Origin of the sequence: Methylobacterium tardum (assembly GCF_023546765.1) — a bacterium.
Lineage (GTDB): Bacteria > Pseudomonadota > Alphaproteobacteria > Rhizobiales > Beijerinckiaceae > Methylobacterium > Methylobacterium tardum.
Genome location: NZ_CP097484.1, coordinates 4,204,439 through 4,219,465, shown reverse-complemented (window position 1 = coordinate 4,219,465; position 15,027 = coordinate 4,204,439). Strand labels below are relative to the sequence as shown.

Below are 15,027 nucleotides of genomic sequence, written 5' to 3'. Positions count from 1 at the left end.
ATTGGTCGGGGCGACACGACTCGAACGTGCGACCTGATGGTCCCAAACCATCCGCTCTACCAGGCTGAGCTACGCCCCGATGTTACCACTCGATATGAGGTATCACACCCCTAACCGCTTGTATCTAAATACATAGTACCCCTGTCGGGGGGTATAAGTCCCGAACCAGGTGCGCTACCAGACTGCGCCACACCCCGACACCCCGGCGAGGGGTTCAGATCCCTAGCGTCTCGGCCGCCGGCCCGCAAGGCGGCCGAGACGGTCCGGCGCGTCAACCGGGCCGCCGCTCCGGAGGTGGAGGCCCCGACGCGACCCGACCGAGCAGACCCGGCGCTTGGTTGCCGGGCAGAGGCCGAACGCCCTCGTGTCCCGGCCGCACGTCCCAGCGGGCCAGCGCCATGCCGATCACGATGAGCGCGAAGCCGATGAGGAAGAGCCAGCCGGCCACCCCGCGCCGCAGATCCGCGCCGGTCGGCGGGACGCCTGCGGCATCGCGCCATCCCGTCCACCGGGCGCGGGGCTGCGCCCGGGCGGTCCGTCCCTCGACGACCGTCGCGGCCGGCTCCGGCACGGTCCTACGCCTTGTCCGCCTGGGACAGGCCGGGATCGGTCCCAATGCCCCGGTAGGAAAAGCCCTTCGCGCGGACATCCTGAGAGCGGTAGATGTTGCGCAGATCGACCATGACCGGCGCGTTCATGATCCGGGCGAGGCGACCGAGATCGAGCGCCCGGAAGGCGTTCCACTCGGTGACGATGACCAGGGCGTCGGCGCCCTCGGCGCAGGCATACGCATCCTCGGCGTAGGTCACCTCCGGCATCAGCGTGCGGGCGTGGGCCATGCCCTCCGGATCGTAGGCCACGATCCGCGCGCCGGCATCCTGCAGCCCGGCCACGATCGCCAGCGAGGGCGCGTCGCGCATGTCGTCGGTGTCGGGCTTGAACGTCAGCCCGAGCAGCGCCACCGTCTTGCCCCGCACCGAGCCGCCGCAGGCCTTGATCACCTTGCGGGCCATGGCGCGCTTCCTCTGGTCGTTGACCGCCACCACGGTCTCGACCAGCCGCAGCGGCGTGCCGGCATCCTGGGCGGTCTTGACCAGCGCCAGCGTGTCCTTGGGAAAGCACGAGCCGCCGTAGCCCGGCCCGGCATGCAGGAACTTCGGGCCGATGCGCTTGTCCAGGCCGATGCCGCGCGCGACCTGCTGGACGTCGGCCCCGACCGCCTCGCACAGGTCGGCGACCTCGTTGATGAAGGTGATCTTGGCGGCCAGGAACGCGTTGGCGGCGTACTTGGTCAGTTCGGCGGTGCGCCGGTCGGTGACCAGGATCGGCGCCTGGTTGAGGTAGAGCGGCCGGTAGACCTCGCGCATCACCGCCTCGGCGCGGGCATCCTGGGTGCCGACCACGATCCGGTCGGGCCGCTTGAAGTCGGCGATCGCCGCGCCCTCGCGCAGGAACTCGGGGTTGGACGCCACCGAGACCTCCGCGGCCGGGTTGACCTCCCGGATGATCCGCTCGACCTCGTCGCCCGTCCCCACCGGAACCGTCGACTTGGTGCAGACCACCGTATAGCCGCGCAGCGCCGGGGCGATTTCCCGGGCGACCGCGTGGACGAAGCTCAGGTCGGCGAAGCCGTCTCCGCGCCGCGAGGGCGTGCCCACCGCGATGAACACCGCATCGGCGTCCGAGGCCGCGGCAGCCAGGTCGGTGGTGAAGATCAGGCGCTCCTGCCGCACGTTCTCTGCGACCAGCGCGTCGAGGCCCGGCTCGTAGATCGGCATGCGGCCGGCCTTGAGCGCGGCGATCTTGTCGGCATCCTTGTCGACGCAGACGACGCTATGGCCGAAATCCGCGAAGCACGCGCCGGAGACGAGCCCGACATAGCCTGAGCCGACGATCGTGATTCTCATCTGGATCTCCTTGGTTGAAACCGGGTCTGAGCGACGGGTTGGCGACGCGGCGTCTTGATCCGATCAGGCGGGCAAGGCGACGAGCGTGCGACGGGATTCCGGCCGGGTGCGCGCCTGGGCCCGCGCCGCGATCCCCGGCATGAGGTCGGGCAGGAGCGCGACGAGCATGATCAGCGCGAACATCTCGACGCCCGACCCTTCGGACCACATGTAGGCCGCGATCGGGACTAGGATGATGAGCATGCAGCGCGGGTAGGTGGTCTGCCCGTTCAGGCGGTACAGGGTGATGCTGTCCATCGCCGTCAGATAGAGTGTTCTCAGCATCGGTATCAGCATAAATGTCATGCCGAAGATGCCGTGCTCAGCCAGTACTCTCCAGAATTCGTTGTGCGCCACGCCGGTGAGGAACTTCGGATAGTTCGAGAAATGGCTTCGCGCATAATTCACAGTCGATTCCATCCCGGAGCCGAAGATCGGATTGTCGTGGAACAGCTGGGTCGCGACCTGGATGCCGAGCTTCCGCTGGGCATCGCTCAGGGAGGCGGGGATCCCGCCCTGGAGGATGTAGAGCGGATCGTTGCGCGCATCTGAGCCCGCGAAGATGCTCTCGATGCGGCGGAAGACGTAGCCGTCGAGCACGATATCGCCGGCGATGACGACGACGAGGCCGGCGACGACCGCCAGCGCGAAGCCGCGCAGGCTGTTCAGGTCGAGGTAGACGGCCAGGCTGATCAGGAAGAAGGCCGGAAGCGCCTTGCGCTCGCCCGACATCAGGATGAGCACGCACAGGAGCGCCCAGATCGCGGCCGTGAGCGCGTTGCGCGGGAGGACCTTGAGCACGATCCCGACGCCGACGCAGGCCGGCAGGAAGATGAACAGTGACTTCGGGTCCCCGAGCCGCTTCCAATCGGTGAGATAGCCATTCGCCACGTGCCACACGACGTTGACGGCGACGATGCAGGCCATGACGGCGAGGGCGAGGACGTAGTGCCGGCGCGTGAACGCGGCGGGGTTCACGTTCAACAGCACGACCCCGAACGACACGAGGATCATGACCTGGATCGCCCGGCGCAGGCCATAGAGGAAGTCGTTCTCCAGGCAGCTCGGCACCGTGCAGACAAGATAGAAGACGATCATCAGGAGCAGGCCCGTGCTGATCTTGAAGTCCGCCAGGCTCTTGCTCGCGAGGCAGGGCACCGTGATCAGCATGATCAGGATGTCGAACGGCTTCAGGCTGCCCAGCGGCGTGTTGGCCGTGAGCCCGCTGAAGAGCCCGGCGAGCGCCAGCACGAGGCCGGTCGCCACGGCGCGCTCCGTCAGGGACGGTGCCGTCACCGGGCGGCTCCGCTGCCGGCGCCGCGCTCGCCCGGCGGCTTGCGGTCCGGGCTCGCCCGGACGGGCGACCGGCCCGGCTCGTTGGCGGCCACGGTGGCGCCGCGGGCGCCGTCCCTCTGCTCGGCATGCGCCGCGGGCTGATCGGCCTGCGGAGCCGCCCTGTCATTGGAGAAGTTCGCCTGAGGGGGGACGGGCGGGACCAGCTCGGCTTCCAGCGACACTTCGAGCACGTCGCCGGGCAGGAGTTCGGTATCGTCCCGGGCCGGGCGGCGCACCCGCCCCGTCGGGCTGCGCCGCGAGATCTTGAGATCGGGCTCTCCGCCCCTGCCGCGGACGAGCTGCGACTTGACGAGGCCAGTATAGACCAGCTTGTCCCCGACGGCCTCCAGCTTGTTGCGCAGCGCCGCGATCTTGGAGACCGAATTCTGGAGATCCTGCGTCAGGTCCATCTGGCGCTTGTCGGACGTCCGCTGGAGGTTGCGCCGGGCATCCTCGCGCTCCTTCTTCACCTGCTCGATCTGGTTCTGCGTCTGGAGCGCGCGGGTGGAGGAGAGCAGCATGGAGCGCCGTGCATCGGTCAGCCGGGTGATCGGCACCGCTCCGCGCTGGAACAGCTCGCGGATCCGCTCGTAATCGGAGGTGTCGAGGTCTGCCCCCTCCTTCTCGTTCTTCTGCTGCTCCGTCAGGACGGCCAGGTTGTTGTCGGACTGCGCGATGGCACGCTCGAAGAAGTCGCGCTCTTTCTGGTAGTCGGCATTGCGGACCTTCATCTGGTCCGCCTCGAGGCGGATGATCTGCTGCACGGCTGCGGGACGCAGGGGCGTGCCGCGGATGTCGAAGCCGCCCAGATCGGCCTGCCCCTTCAGCTCGGCCTCCAGGCGCGCGATGCGGCTCTGCTCGCGCACCAGATCCATCCAGAGCGTGTCGTAGTCGCTCTTCATGTCGGCGGTATCGAGGAACGGATTGCTGAGCCGGAACCGCATGATGTCGTAGCCGCCGGCCAGGGTGATGGCCTGGCCCACCAGGATGCCCGGGCGGAACGGGATCTCGCCGGGACGCGCCACGTCGCCGCTGATGTAGATCGGGCGATACTCCGCGATCGTGACAGTCACATCGTCGGGCTCGATCGTCTGCACCGTGTCCCGTCCGTCGAGCGTGCGCTGCTTGAGCACCTTCCGCGACAGCGCCGTGCAGATCTGCCCGCGCAGCTCCTGCAGGGTCAGGCCCGCCGCCGGGACCGATCCCGCCAGGTTGAGCTGGACGTCGCCGTCGAGCCCGACCACCACGCGCTGTTTCAGGTCGGCCGTGCCGACGACGTTGATCTCGAGAACGTCACCGGGCTCCATCCGGTGGGCCGCCGCCGCGTTGACGCCTGGCCGCGTCGGCGCGGCCGCTGGGTCGGCCGCGCTCTGCCCGGAGACCAACAGGGTCGCGAGCACAACCGTCAGGCCGAGCCGTCTCGCGCTGCGCTGTCGCATGCTTGCTGTCCTCGTCTGGAGTGCGGCGTCCGCCGCGATGATTCCGGGCATCGTCGCTCTCATCGACCGGCCGGCGTGTCGGACGCGCGGGCGCGGATCGGCACGGCCGCGCCGACCCGCGGCGCCGACAGCCGCCGCAGGTCCGGGGCGCCATGCGGAAACAGCAGGCGCCGCAGCCGGGGGAAGCCGGCCAGGAGGCGGGCCATCGCGAAGGCGAGCGCCAGGGTGAGCGCGAACAGCACCAGCCCCATGCCGATATCGCCGGCGGCAATGCCGAGCTTCCGGCTCGCGGTGAGCAGCGCAATGTAGATCGGCTGGTGGAACAGGTAGATCTCGAGAGAGTGCCGGCCGAGATCCGCGAAGATGATCTGCATCGCCGCGAGCCCGCACAGGGTCAGGCCCGAGAACAGGACGATCAGCTGCGCGGCATCCGCCGCGAGCAGCCGGACCGGTTCGGCGATCGAGGGGACTTCCAGCTTGCCCAGCGAGAACAGCGGCGCCGAGGGCGACGCGCCGAAGACGGCTCCCGCATGGCGGTAGAGCACGGCGAGGAGGATTGCGACGAGCAGCGCCGGCCCGACCTGCCGGAGGGGGATGCGGAACCCGCCGCTCTGAAGCGCGTGCGCAACGAGACCGGGAAAGAGCATATAGGCGACGATCGGCCAGCCGAGCGGCGTGACCTGGAGCCAGGCCTGGGGCAGCAGTCCGACAAACAGGTGCGCGGCGAACGCCAGGACAAGCAGCAGGCGCAGGGACGGCATCGCCGCGGCACCGAGAAGCTTCAGGGCGAAGCGCAGGCCGATCAGGGCCGGCAGGAACCAGAGAATCTGCAGGCCGGTGACCCGCTCGAAAGCCGGCGCGCTCATCGCCAAGGCAGCGTAGGGGACGTCGAGGACGGCCTCGCCCGGGCTTCGGCCGCTGAAGAGGGCGAACAGGCCCGCGTAAAGGGTGCAGAAGACCACCATCGGCCAGCCGTAGCGGACCAGGCCGTCGGCCCAGCCGAGGCGGCTCCATTCGCTCCGCGGCCGGAGGAACGGCAGCAGCAGGAACATCGCCACGTGGACCAGATAGAGGCCGCCCCGCGCCTCGCCGGCGACGGCTTCGAAGGTGTGGTTGTGCCCGGCCACGATGAGCGCGATGAAAAGACCTTTGAAGGCGTCGAGCCGCGCTGCATCGGACGACCGGTCACCGTACGGGCTGGCCGCCGGACGCTGTGAGACGGGCGACGGGGTCATGAGGCCTCGCCGCCGTGCCGGGTGGAACTGGCCTGCGCGGGCGGGGCCTGTCCGGCACCGCCGCGCTGCTCGCGACGCCGCGGCGCCGACCGGCCGCGGCGCAGCGAAGCGAGCATCCGCGGGATCGCGTTGCGCCATGTCGGGACAGCCTGGGCCGCAAGCTCAGGCTGGGAAGGCTGCAGGTAGGTGCCGTATCGGCTGCCGCGATTCGCGTCGATCTGCTTGAGGAAGCGGGGGTCGATGCGGTTGAGGACGACACCCAGGAGCTTGTCGCGGATGACGCGATTCGCGGCGAGTTCGGTGCGGATCACGTCCTGTGTCGTCTGCCCCCATTCCGCGACCAGCACGAACCGATCGATCAGCCGGTTGGCCGCGCGCACGTCGACCACCGGCACGAGCGGCGGCAGGTCGATCAGGACGTAGTCGAACGCCTCGCGCGTCCAGGACAGCACTTGCGCCAGGCCCGAGGCCGGGATCAGCTCGGCCATGTGCCGGCCGCCCTCGTAGGCGCCGACCGGAAGGAAATGCATCCCCGTGTCGGGGCACTGCCAGAGCACGTCCGAGACGGGCACCTCGCCGCGAAGCACCTCGACCAGGGCCGGGGCGCCGGCCTCGCTGACGCCGAGGGTGAGCGCACGGCGGCGCAGATCGCCGTCGATCAGCAGGACGCGATGTCCGCCATGGGCGATCAGCCGGGCGAGGTTGAGCGCGATCGTGCTCTTGCCCTCGCCGGGCAGCGTGGAGGTAATGCCGATGATCTGTGCCTGGTCGCCGGATTCCACGTCGATCGCGACCCGGATCGAGCGCAGCGTCTCGGTGAACAGCGAGGTCGGCTCGATCACCGAGTAGCGCTCGATCAGCGTGGTGCAGCGGATCTGGCGCTCGCCCGTGCAGGTGACCGCCGGCAGGGGCAGGGCCTTCCCGGCCGGGATTTCGGTCAGCAGGCCGAGGCACTCGGCCCCGGTGGCGGCCTCGATCTGATCCGGACGGCGGACCACCCGGTCCGTGGCCTCCCGCAGGAAGGCGACCCCGAGACCCGCCATCAGACCCAGCACGCCCGACACGGCCAGGACGATCATGGTCCGCGGCTCGGATTTGCCGGAGGGGGAAAGGCGGCCGTGATGATCCGGGCGTCCGTGGTCGGCAGCAGCGCCTGCTGGCTGGCCTCCATGAACTTCGTCAGCATGCTGTCGTAAAGGCCCTTGTAGCTCTGGGCCGAGCTCTCCAGCTCCCGCAACCCGACCGCCTTGAGGTCCGTGTCGGCCGACACCTTGAGCATGTGGCCCAGATTGGTCTGGATCGCCTCCTCGCGCGCCTTCGCCACCTCGAACTCGCCGCGATAGACCTCGGCGAGCCGCCGGAGCTCGTCCTCGAAGGCGCGCTGGGCCTGCTTGAGCGACGTGCGCAGGCTCTCAGACGCGGAATTGTCGCGGCCGAAGCGCCGGGACCAATCCTGCTCGCGCGCCGTCAGGTCGACGATCTGCTGGCGCAGGCGGCCGAGGACATCGCTCTTCAGGCTGTCGATCGTCGTGGCGTCGGGCATCCCGTCCTTGAGCGCCCGTTGCGCCCATTCGAGCCGCACATGCGTCTCGGCGGTCAGACCGCGCGCGGTGGTGAGCTGCGTGCTGAGTTCGGCGAGCTGCTGATCGCTGATCAGGCTGCGCCCGATCGTGACGAGATTGTTGTCCGCCTTGAACGACTGGACCGCCCGGTCCGCCGCGAAGGTCTGCTCGCGCAGTTCCGAGATCTCGATCCTGGAGCCAGACGGTGGCTCGCCGCGTCGTCTCGCGCTTGGCGTCGAGCTCGCCCGCGATGTACCCGGCCGCCACGCCGTTGGCGATGCGCGCCGCAAGCTGCGGCGTCCGCGCGGAGAAGCTGATCTCGATGACGTAGGTGATGCCGAGGCGGTTGATCTTCAGGTTGTTCCCGAAGCGGCTCAGGGCTTCGCGGACGCGATCCTCCGCGGTGGGATGCGACTCGTTGCCGAGCAGGCGCGCGATCCGCGCCATGATCATGCTGCCGAGACCCGAGGATTTCGGCATGAAGTCGGGATCGTCGAGGAGCTTGAGGTCGCGGATCACCGATCGCGCCAAGTTCTCGGAGCGGATCACTTCGACTTGGCTCTCCACCGAGGCGGCGTCGAAAGTGTCGCTTGAGACGACCGATTGCTGCGGCGAGAACAGCTGCGCCCGCCGCGTGTCGATGAGCATCCGCGCGGTGGATTGGTAGACCGGCGCGGCAAGCAAGGCGTAGGCGACACCGGCGCCCGTGCAGAGGATGATGGCCAGCGCGAGAACTCGCCAGTGCCGCCGAAGAATACGGGACAGTTCAAGCAGGTTGAACTGCCGGCCTGAAAATTCAACCGGCTCTACGTGCATGGCCATCAGGGATTCTCTGGGCGCGCTTGCTCGTGGAACACCGCTTTAAGCAGCGGGGCGCGAACATTCCGCGGCTCGGAAGTGCACAATTCCAAGTTAGGCTGTGCAGTGCGGCAGCGTGTTGACAAAAGTCATATGGCGACGCCGAGGCCCAGCTATTCAGTGACGGAATAGAGATGGTTCAAAGCAGTCGAGAGGCTGTTTTCCCTCTTCTTGTCAGCATCGTAGCGTGGAGATCCGGCAACGTGAGTAGTTTGCCCTCACTGCTCGACGACGTCGATGCCATCATCGAGCTCCCGCGCGGGCCCGCCGCGGCCGCCGACAGCGCGGCCTTTTCCGGCGTCGCCCCGACCGAGATCCCTCTCGTAGTCGATCTCGACGGGACGCTGATCCACTCGGATCTGCTCGCCGAATCCTTCCTCGCCCTTGCGGCGAGCAGGCCGCTGCGGGCGGCCTCCGCGCTCCTGAGCCTGCGCAGCGGCAAGGGTGCCCTTAAGGCACGCCTCGTCGACGAGTTGCGGCTCGACATCGGGGGCATTCCCCTGAACGAGGCCGTGGTCGCGCGGATCCGCGCGGAGAAGGCCGCGGGCCGACAGATCTATCTCGCCTCCGCCTCGGACATCCGCCTCGCCGAGGCGATGAGCGCCCGGGTCGGGCTGTTCGACGGCGTGCTCGGTTCCTCGGGAGGCGTGAACCTTTCGGGGCGCGCCAAGGCCGATGCCCTGTGCCGCCGCTTCGGTGAGCGGCGCTTCGACTACATCGGAGGCTCGAGCGTCGATCTCCACGTCTGGAGCCGCTGTCGGAAGGCTCTGATGGCCGGGGGGACCGACCGGCTCTTCCGCAAGCTGAAGATGCTCAGCCCGGACGCCGTGTCCCTCGACGCGGGCACGACGCCGTGGCGCGATTACCTGCGCGCCCTGCGCCCGCACCAGTGGCTCAAGAACATCCTCGTCTTCGCCCCCGCGCTGGCCGCCCATGCCGGATGGCCCACGCTGATGCTCTGCGTGCTGGCGTTCTGGAGCTTCAGCTTCTGCGCCTCCGCCGTCTATGTCCTGAACGATCTCCTCGATCTGCGGTCGGATCGGGCGCATCCCCGGAAATGCCGTCGCCCGTTCGCCTCCGGGCGCGTCCCCCTCGTCCACGGGGCCGCCATGATCCCGGCGCTCCTGACGGCCTCCGTCCTGCTGGCGGCGGCGCTGCCGCCGGAATTCCTGCTGGTCCTCGGCGGCTACTTCATGCTGACGACGGTCTACTCCCTCTACCTCAAGCGGAAGATGGTGGCGGATGTCGTCGCCCTGGCGGTCCTCTACGCCTGTCGCCTCGTTGGCGGTGCCGCCGCCGTCGGTCTGACGCTGTCGCATTGGCTCCAGGCGCTGTCGATCTTCCTGTTCCTGTGCCTCGCCCTCGTGAAGCGCTGCGCGGAGCTGGTCGATCGCGTGCAGGCCGGCAAGGGCGACCCGGCGGGCCGCGGCTACAAGCTGGACGATCTGCCCTCCCTCGAATCGATGGCCGCGGCGAGCGGTTACCTCACCGCCCTGGTCATGGCCCTCTACCTCAACAGCGACGCCGTCTCGGCGCTGTACCGCCACCCCGAGCGCATGTGGCTGATCTGCCTCGCGCTCCTGTTCTGGGTGAGTCGGATGATCCTGAAGACGCGCCGGGGCGAGATGGACGACGACCCGATCGTGTTCGCCCTGAAGGACAGGGTCAGCTTGGTGACGGGCGTCGCCTGCGCGGTGATCATCGCGGCGAGCATCTGAGCCCATGCGGATCCGTGCGACGACCGAGCCCGAAGCAGGTCAGGGACCCTTGCGATGATGCTGTCCGGCTGGGGCAACTACCCGCGCGTGGACTGCGCCGTCCTGCGTCCTCGGGATACCGAACAGGTGATGGACACGATCGGCGCGCGCTCGACCCTGATCGCCCGCGGCGCGGGCCGGTCCTACGGCGACGCCGCGCTCAACCGCGCCGCCACCGTGGTGGTCACGCGGCTGAACCGCATCGCCTCCTTCGATCCGAGTTCCGGCGTGGTCACCTGCGAGGCCGGCACGACGCTGGACGAGCTGATCGAGGTGTTCCTGCCCCGAGGCTGGTTCCCCTGGGTCACGCCCGGCACGCGCTTCGTCACCGTGGGGGGCGCCATCGCCAGCGACGTTCACGGCAAGAATCATCACCTCGACGGGACTTTTGGCCGTCACGTGATCTCTATCGACCTCGCCCTGGCCGACGGCTCGGTGGTGCGCTGCAGCGACAACGAGAACCCGGATCTCTTCGCCGCGACGCAAGGGGGCATGGGCCTCACCGGCGTGATCCTGCGCGCCACCTTCCGGCTCCGGCCGGTGGAGACCGACCTCGTCGTGCAGGACACGACACGGACGCAAAACCTGTCGGAGACGCTGCACGCGCTGGAAGACGCCTCCGAGTCGACCTACTCGGTCGCCTGGATCGACTGCCTCGCCCGCGGGCCCGCCCTCGGCCGCGGCGTCGTCTACCGGGGCGAGCACGCCACCCTGGGCGACCTGCTGCCGGACCGCGGCGGCCGCGCCTACGGCACGGCGCCCATCCGGAGCCGGACGGTACCGGCCTCGCCGCCGAGCTTCGCCCTGAACCGCTACAGCATGGGCGCGCTCAACGCGGTCTACTACCGGCGCGCGAAGACGGGCCGCGCTCTGGTCTCGTACCAGACGTTCTTCTATCCGCTCGACGCGCTCCTGCACTGGAACCGGATCTACGGGCGGCAGGGCTTCGTGCAGCACCAATGCGTGCTGCCTCTGGCCTCCTGCGCCGAGGCCCTGCGCGAACTGCTCACGATGATCGCCGCCCGCGGCACCGGCTCGTTCCTGGCGGTGCTGAAGCTGTGCGGGGAGGCGGCGCGCGGGCCGCTCTCGTTTCCGTTCCGCGGCTATACCCTGGCGCTGGATTTCCAGGCGACGGCCGGCAACTTCAGCCTGCTCACCGAACTCGGACGAGGTCGTGGCGGCCCATGGCGGGCGCCTCTACCTGGCCAAGGACGCCCGCGGTGGGGCCGGGCTCCTGCGCGACGGCTACCCGCGCCTCGATGAATTCTCCCGCACGCGCGACCGCTACGATCCGCGGCGGCGGTTTCGATCCGTTCAGTCAGAGAGGCTCGGGCTATGACACCGATGATCGCCGACCGCGCTCCGCCCGATACCGGGCCTCAACGCCAGCATCCGGGAGCATCGGCATGAGCGCGGACCTGTCCCCGGTCCTGATCGTCGGCGCGACATCCGATATCGGTCTCGCCCTGGCGCACGAATACGCCAAGCGCGGCGCGGCCCTGATCCTGGCGGCGCGCCAGCCCGACCGGCTCGACGCCAATCTCCTCGATCTTCAGAACCGCTACGGTGTGAGCGCGCGATCCATCGCGCTCGATCTCCTGGACGCGGACAGCCGCGCGCGGTTCCTCGACGCGCTGCCTGTCGTGCCCGGGACCGTGATCTCGGTGGCGGGGCTGCTCGGCGAGCAGGAGCGCTCGGAGAGCGACGCGGCGCTCGCCGAGGCCGTGATGACGACGAATTACGTGGCCCCGGCGCTCATCCTCTCGGCCCTGGCCAACCGGATGCTGGGGCGGGGATCCGGCACGATCATCGGCGTCAGCTCCGTTGCCGGGGATCGCGGGCGCGCCTCCAACTACCTGTACGGTTCGGCCAAGGCCGGGTTCAGCGCGTTCCTGTCGGGCCTGCGCGCCCGGCTGCGGGCGCGCGGCATCCACGTGCTGACGGTGAAGCCGGGCTTCGCCGATACCCGGATGACGAGCGGCATGAAGCTGCCGGCGGTGCTCACGGCCTCGCCCACGCAGGTCGCCCAGGAGATCGTCCGCGCCCATCTCGGTCGCCGCTCGGTGATCTACACCCTCGGCCGCTGGCGCTGGATCATGCTGCCGATCCGCCTGCTGCCCGAACCCCTCTTCATGCGGCTGAAGTTCTGATGGGCGCCTCGCCGACGCTTCCGGCTTCCGGAATGGCCCGCGCCGGGCGTGGATGGCGCGAGGCCGACCTCGTCCTGCTCGGTCTGATCTTCTCGGCCGTCCTCGCGCTCCTCGCACGGGACGGGATCCTGTCGAGCGGGGTGACCTACTCGGACGAGACCGAGCATCTGCGCCGGACGATGATCTTCGCCCGGATCTGGCGGGGCGAATTGGGCTCCGACCTGATCGCCTCCGCCTATGGCGGCGGCATCTGGCCGCCGCTCTACCCGGCCCTGATGGGCGCCCTCGAAGCCGCGACCGGCCTCGGCGTGCCCGGGCTGCGGCTGGTCAACGTCGCCTTGGTGTTCTCGGGCTTCGCATTCTTCACGCGGAGCATCGACGACCTGCGGTTGCGGCTGCTCTCGCTCGTCGTGCCGGCCTGCTTCCTGGTGGGGACCACGACCTATTTCCAGATCCGGCCGGAGAACCTGGCGATCCTTCTAGTCGGCCTCGCGTGTCACACCCTCGTGCGCGGGCACCTGTTCCATTCCGCCAGGCCCGATCCGGCGCCGCCGCTGCGCTACGCGGCACTCGGTGCGATCACCGGTCTGACCTGCCTCACACACGCCGTCTTCGCGCTCTGTGCCGCGTACCTGTCGGTGCTCGCATTCCTCGATCTCCGCCGGCGCTGGATGTTCGTCGCCGCCTTCCTGGCCGTCGCGGGGCCCTATTTCGTGGTCCAGAACAGCCTGCACACCGGCTTGGTGTTGTTCGCCACGACCGCCGAGGAAAACCTCGCCCGCAACAACAATCCGTACCTGAACAGCCATCCCCGCGGGGTCGCCGACGACCTGCTCTTCGCCGAGATGGAGCGCCGGTACGCCGCCGGGGACCGGGTCGCCTATCCCAAGCCGCGCGTGGTGCCCGACAACCGCTACGAGCAGTGGCTGCACGACGAGAACAAGCGCCGGATCTTCAAGGCGATCGCCCTCGACGAAATCCGGGCGGACCCGGCGGGTGCCCTCCAGCGCCTGGGCGAGCGCGTCGTCGGTCTGCTGTCCGGCGACGCCTGCCTGGATGACGGCCGCTACGGGTGCTTGGTCTCCGCCGGCGTCGATCGTGCGGCCTACGCGGTGTTGGTCGCCCTGGGGCTCGTCGGCATGTTCGCCGCCGGCCGGACCGAGCTGCGCCGCCCCGGCGCGCTCTCGTTCCTCGCTCTGTGCGGCGTGCTCCTCATCCCGATGGTGCTGACGCAGGGACTCGTTCGACACTTCGTGATCGTGCTGCTCATCGGCGCCTATGGCGGCCTCATGCGGCTGGGCGAGAGCGGACGCGCACGCCCAGCCGCGCTCGGCGACGGGAGGCCCGGCGCGTGACGCAAACATGGTCTGACGGCCCGGGCGCCGGCCAGCGAGAGGCCGCCACACGACAGCCCGGCGGGCAGGACGGTCTCACCGCGCCTCGTCCGGATCAACGTGTCGACGCGGGTGCCGACCTGCGTTTCGCGGCCCTGGATGGCTGGAGAGGCACGGCCGCCCTCGTGGTCTGCCTGTATCACCTGAGCGTCCTCGGCACGTTCTACGACGTCTCCCTTGTTCAAAACGGGGGATATTTCGTCGAGTTCTTCTTCGTGCTCAGCGGCTTCGTGCTCGCGCACGCCTATGCAAGCTCGTTCCGTGACCGGATCTCGCTGGCGGCGTTCATCGTCCGGCGCGTCGGTCGCCTCTGGCCCCTCCACGCGTTCACGCTGGGCCTCCTCGTCGCCTACGAGGTCGTCAAATGGTCGGCGCTGCGCTTCGCCGATCTGCGCGCCGGTGCAGGCGCCTTCGTCGGCGAAACCGGATTGCACGCGCTGATCCTGAACACGTTCCTGCTCCACGGTCTGGGCACCTTCCCGATGCCGACCTGGAATGTGCCGAGCTGGAGCATCAGCGCCGAGTTCTTCACGTATCTGCTGTTCGGCTGGATCTGCTTCCGGGTCTACGGCCGCCTGAGCCTTGTGGCTCTCGCCATCGCGCTGATGGCCGGTGCGCTCGCGGCCTTCCTCCTGCAGGTGCAGGGCGCCGCGTGGCTGCGGGCCGCCTTTCCGATCTGCGTCTGCAATTTCTTCCTCGGCGTCGCCGCGTATGGCGCGTTCCGTTACATTCGGAGCCGTGTCCGCCTGCCCTGGGCCTATCTCGAGATCGTCGCGCTCCTCCTGATCGGTCTGGCCTTCGAGTTTGCGTGGCTGCACGAACTGGTCATCGTTCTTCCCTTGCTGTTTGCCGGCATCATCATCGTCTTCGCCTTCGAGGAGGGCGAGGTCTCGCGCGTGCTCTGCACGGGGGCTTCCAATACCTCGGGAAGATTTCCTACTCGATCTACCTGGTTCATTTCGTGATCATCACCGGCATCAACGGTGGATCGCGGGTCCTTGAACAAATCCTGCATCGAAAGTTGCGTATCGGCATGGACGTCGCGGGTCGTCCCGTCGACGTGCTGGCCGTCGGGCCACTCTGGATGGGTGATCTCGTCGCGCTCTGTTACATCGCCGCCGTCATCGGCGTCGCGACCGGAACGTATCACTTCGTGGAGCGACCCTGGCAGAAGCGGTTCGACGCCTGGGCTTTTCGGATGCAGCGGTCGCGGCGCCTGACCGCCCGCGTCGGCGGCCGCTGCCCCCGACGCGCTGAAGATGCCCGCTCCTGCCCGTGATCGAGCCTTTGGGCCGGGCGCCGCCAACGCCCGTGGAGCTCGGACGCACCCCGCACCGTGAGAGCCGGAGAG

15 protein-coding genes, 1 tRNA gene and 1 pseudogene are annotated in these 15,027 nt (G+C 68.8%); 8 read left to right on the top strand and 9 right to left on the bottom strand.

The features are described 5' to 3' along the window. Window positions 1-2: 2 nt before the first annotated feature. The 8 genes from M6G65_RS20120 to M6G65_RS20085 form a co-directional block, all read right to left on the bottom strand. Window positions 3-79, bottom strand: a tRNA-Pro gene (locus M6G65_RS20120). Window positions 80-271: 192 nt separating this feature from the next. Beyond that, complete coding sequence (locus tag M6G65_RS20115) at window positions 272-571, bottom strand: hypothetical protein (protein WP_238196802.1); 300 nt, start codon at window positions 569-571, stop codon at window positions 272-274. Window positions 572-575: 4 nt separating this feature from the next. Continuing rightward, window positions 576-1,907, bottom strand: a complete 1,332-nt coding sequence (locus tag M6G65_RS20110) for a UDP-glucose dehydrogenase family protein (RefSeq protein WP_238196803.1) — start codon at window positions 1,905-1,907, stop codon at window positions 576-578. A 63-nt stretch (window positions 1,908-1,970) separates the two neighbouring features. After that, the gene (locus tag M6G65_RS20105) at window positions 1,971-3,242 is read right to left on the bottom strand and encodes an O-antigen ligase family protein (protein WP_238196804.1); all 1,272 of its coding nucleotides are present in this window, start codon (window positions 3,240-3,242) and stop codon (window positions 1,971-1,973) included. Continuing rightward, entirely contained in the window at window positions 3,239-4,720 is a 1,482-nt protein-coding gene (locus M6G65_RS20100) for a polysaccharide biosynthesis/export family protein (RefSeq protein ID WP_238196805.1), read from the bottom strand. The genes M6G65_RS20105 and M6G65_RS20100 overlap by 4 nt, the downstream gene beginning before the upstream one ends. A gap of 59 nt (window positions 4,721-4,779) precedes the next feature. Further along, on the bottom strand, window positions 4,780-5,955 hold the full coding sequence (locus M6G65_RS20095) for an acyltransferase family protein (RefSeq protein WP_238196806.1): 1,176 nt from the start codon (window positions 5,953-5,955) through the stop codon (window positions 4,780-4,782). Continuing rightward, window positions 5,952-7,034 carry a nucleotide-binding protein gene (locus tag M6G65_RS20090; RefSeq protein WP_250102782.1) on the bottom strand — a complete coding sequence of 361 codons (1,083 nt, stop codon included), beginning with the start codon at window positions 7,032-7,034 and terminating at the stop codon, window positions 5,952-5,954. The genes M6G65_RS20095 and M6G65_RS20090 overlap by 4 nt, the downstream gene beginning before the upstream one ends. After that, entirely contained in the window at window positions 7,031-7,807 is a 777-nt protein-coding gene (locus tag M6G65_RS20085) for a GumC domain-containing protein (protein WP_250102781.1), read from the bottom strand. The genes M6G65_RS20090 and M6G65_RS20085 overlap by 4 nt, the downstream gene beginning before the upstream one ends. A 128-nt stretch (window positions 7,808-7,935) precedes the next feature. Here M6G65_RS20085 and M6G65_RS20080 point away from each other — a divergent pair, with 128 nt between their 5' ends. Continuing rightward, on the top strand, window positions 7,936-8,184 hold the full coding sequence (locus M6G65_RS20080; RefSeq protein ID WP_250102780.1) for a hypothetical protein: 249 nt from the start codon (window positions 7,936-7,938) through the stop codon (window positions 8,182-8,184). Here M6G65_RS20080 and M6G65_RS34045 read toward each other — a convergent pair. Beyond that, window positions 8,082-8,333, bottom strand: a pseudogene (locus M6G65_RS34045) (Wzz/FepE/Etk N-terminal domain-containing protein); the annotation flags it as partial. The gene M6G65_RS20080 and the pseudogene M6G65_RS34045 overlap by 103 nt on opposite strands. Window positions 8,334-8,578: 245 nt before the next feature. On the opposite strand from M6G65_RS34045, the gene M6G65_RS20075 reads away from it, so the two are divergent. The 7 genes from M6G65_RS20075 (at window position 8,579) to M6G65_RS20050 (ending at window position 14,955) form a co-directional block, all read left to right on the top strand. After that, window positions 8,579-10,093 (top strand): UbiA family prenyltransferase, encoded by a 1,515-nt coding sequence (locus M6G65_RS20075; RefSeq protein WP_250102779.1) that lies wholly within the window; start codon window positions 8,579-8,581, stop codon window positions 10,091-10,093. A gap of 54 nt (window positions 10,094-10,147) precedes the next feature. Beyond that, the gene (locus M6G65_RS20070) at window positions 10,148-11,395 is read left to right on the top strand and encodes an FAD-binding oxidoreductase (protein WP_250102778.1); all 1,248 of its coding nucleotides are present in this window, start codon (window positions 10,148-10,150) and stop codon (window positions 11,393-11,395) included. Next, window positions 11,334-11,471, top strand: coding sequence for a hypothetical protein (locus M6G65_RS34040; RefSeq protein WP_430929578.1), 138 nt, complete (start codon window positions 11,334-11,336; stop codon window positions 11,469-11,471). The genes M6G65_RS20070 and M6G65_RS34040 overlap by 62 nt, the downstream gene beginning before the upstream one ends. Before the next feature lie 67 nt (window positions 11,472-11,538). Next, complete coding sequence (locus tag M6G65_RS20065; RefSeq protein ID WP_250102777.1) at window positions 11,539-12,282, top strand: SDR family oxidoreductase; 744 nt, start codon at window positions 11,539-11,541, stop codon at window positions 12,280-12,282. Continuing rightward, entirely contained in the window at window positions 12,282-13,637 is a 1,356-nt protein-coding gene (locus M6G65_RS20060; protein WP_250102776.1) for a hypothetical protein, read from the top strand. The genes M6G65_RS20065 and M6G65_RS20060 overlap by 1 nt, the downstream gene beginning before the upstream one ends. Then, window positions 13,634-14,641 carry an acyltransferase family protein gene (locus M6G65_RS20055; RefSeq protein ID WP_250102775.1) on the top strand — a complete coding sequence of 336 codons (1,008 nt, stop codon included), beginning with the start codon at window positions 13,634-13,636 and terminating at the stop codon, window positions 14,639-14,641. Before M6G65_RS20060 ends, M6G65_RS20055 begins: the two co-directional genes overlap by 4 nt. Beyond that, on the top strand, window positions 14,638-14,955 hold the full coding sequence (locus tag M6G65_RS20050) for a hypothetical protein (protein WP_250102774.1): 318 nt from the start codon (window positions 14,638-14,640) through the stop codon (window positions 14,953-14,955). Before M6G65_RS20055 ends, M6G65_RS20050 begins: the two co-directional genes overlap by 4 nt. The last annotated feature ends 72 nt before the right edge of the window (window positions 14,956-15,027 follow it).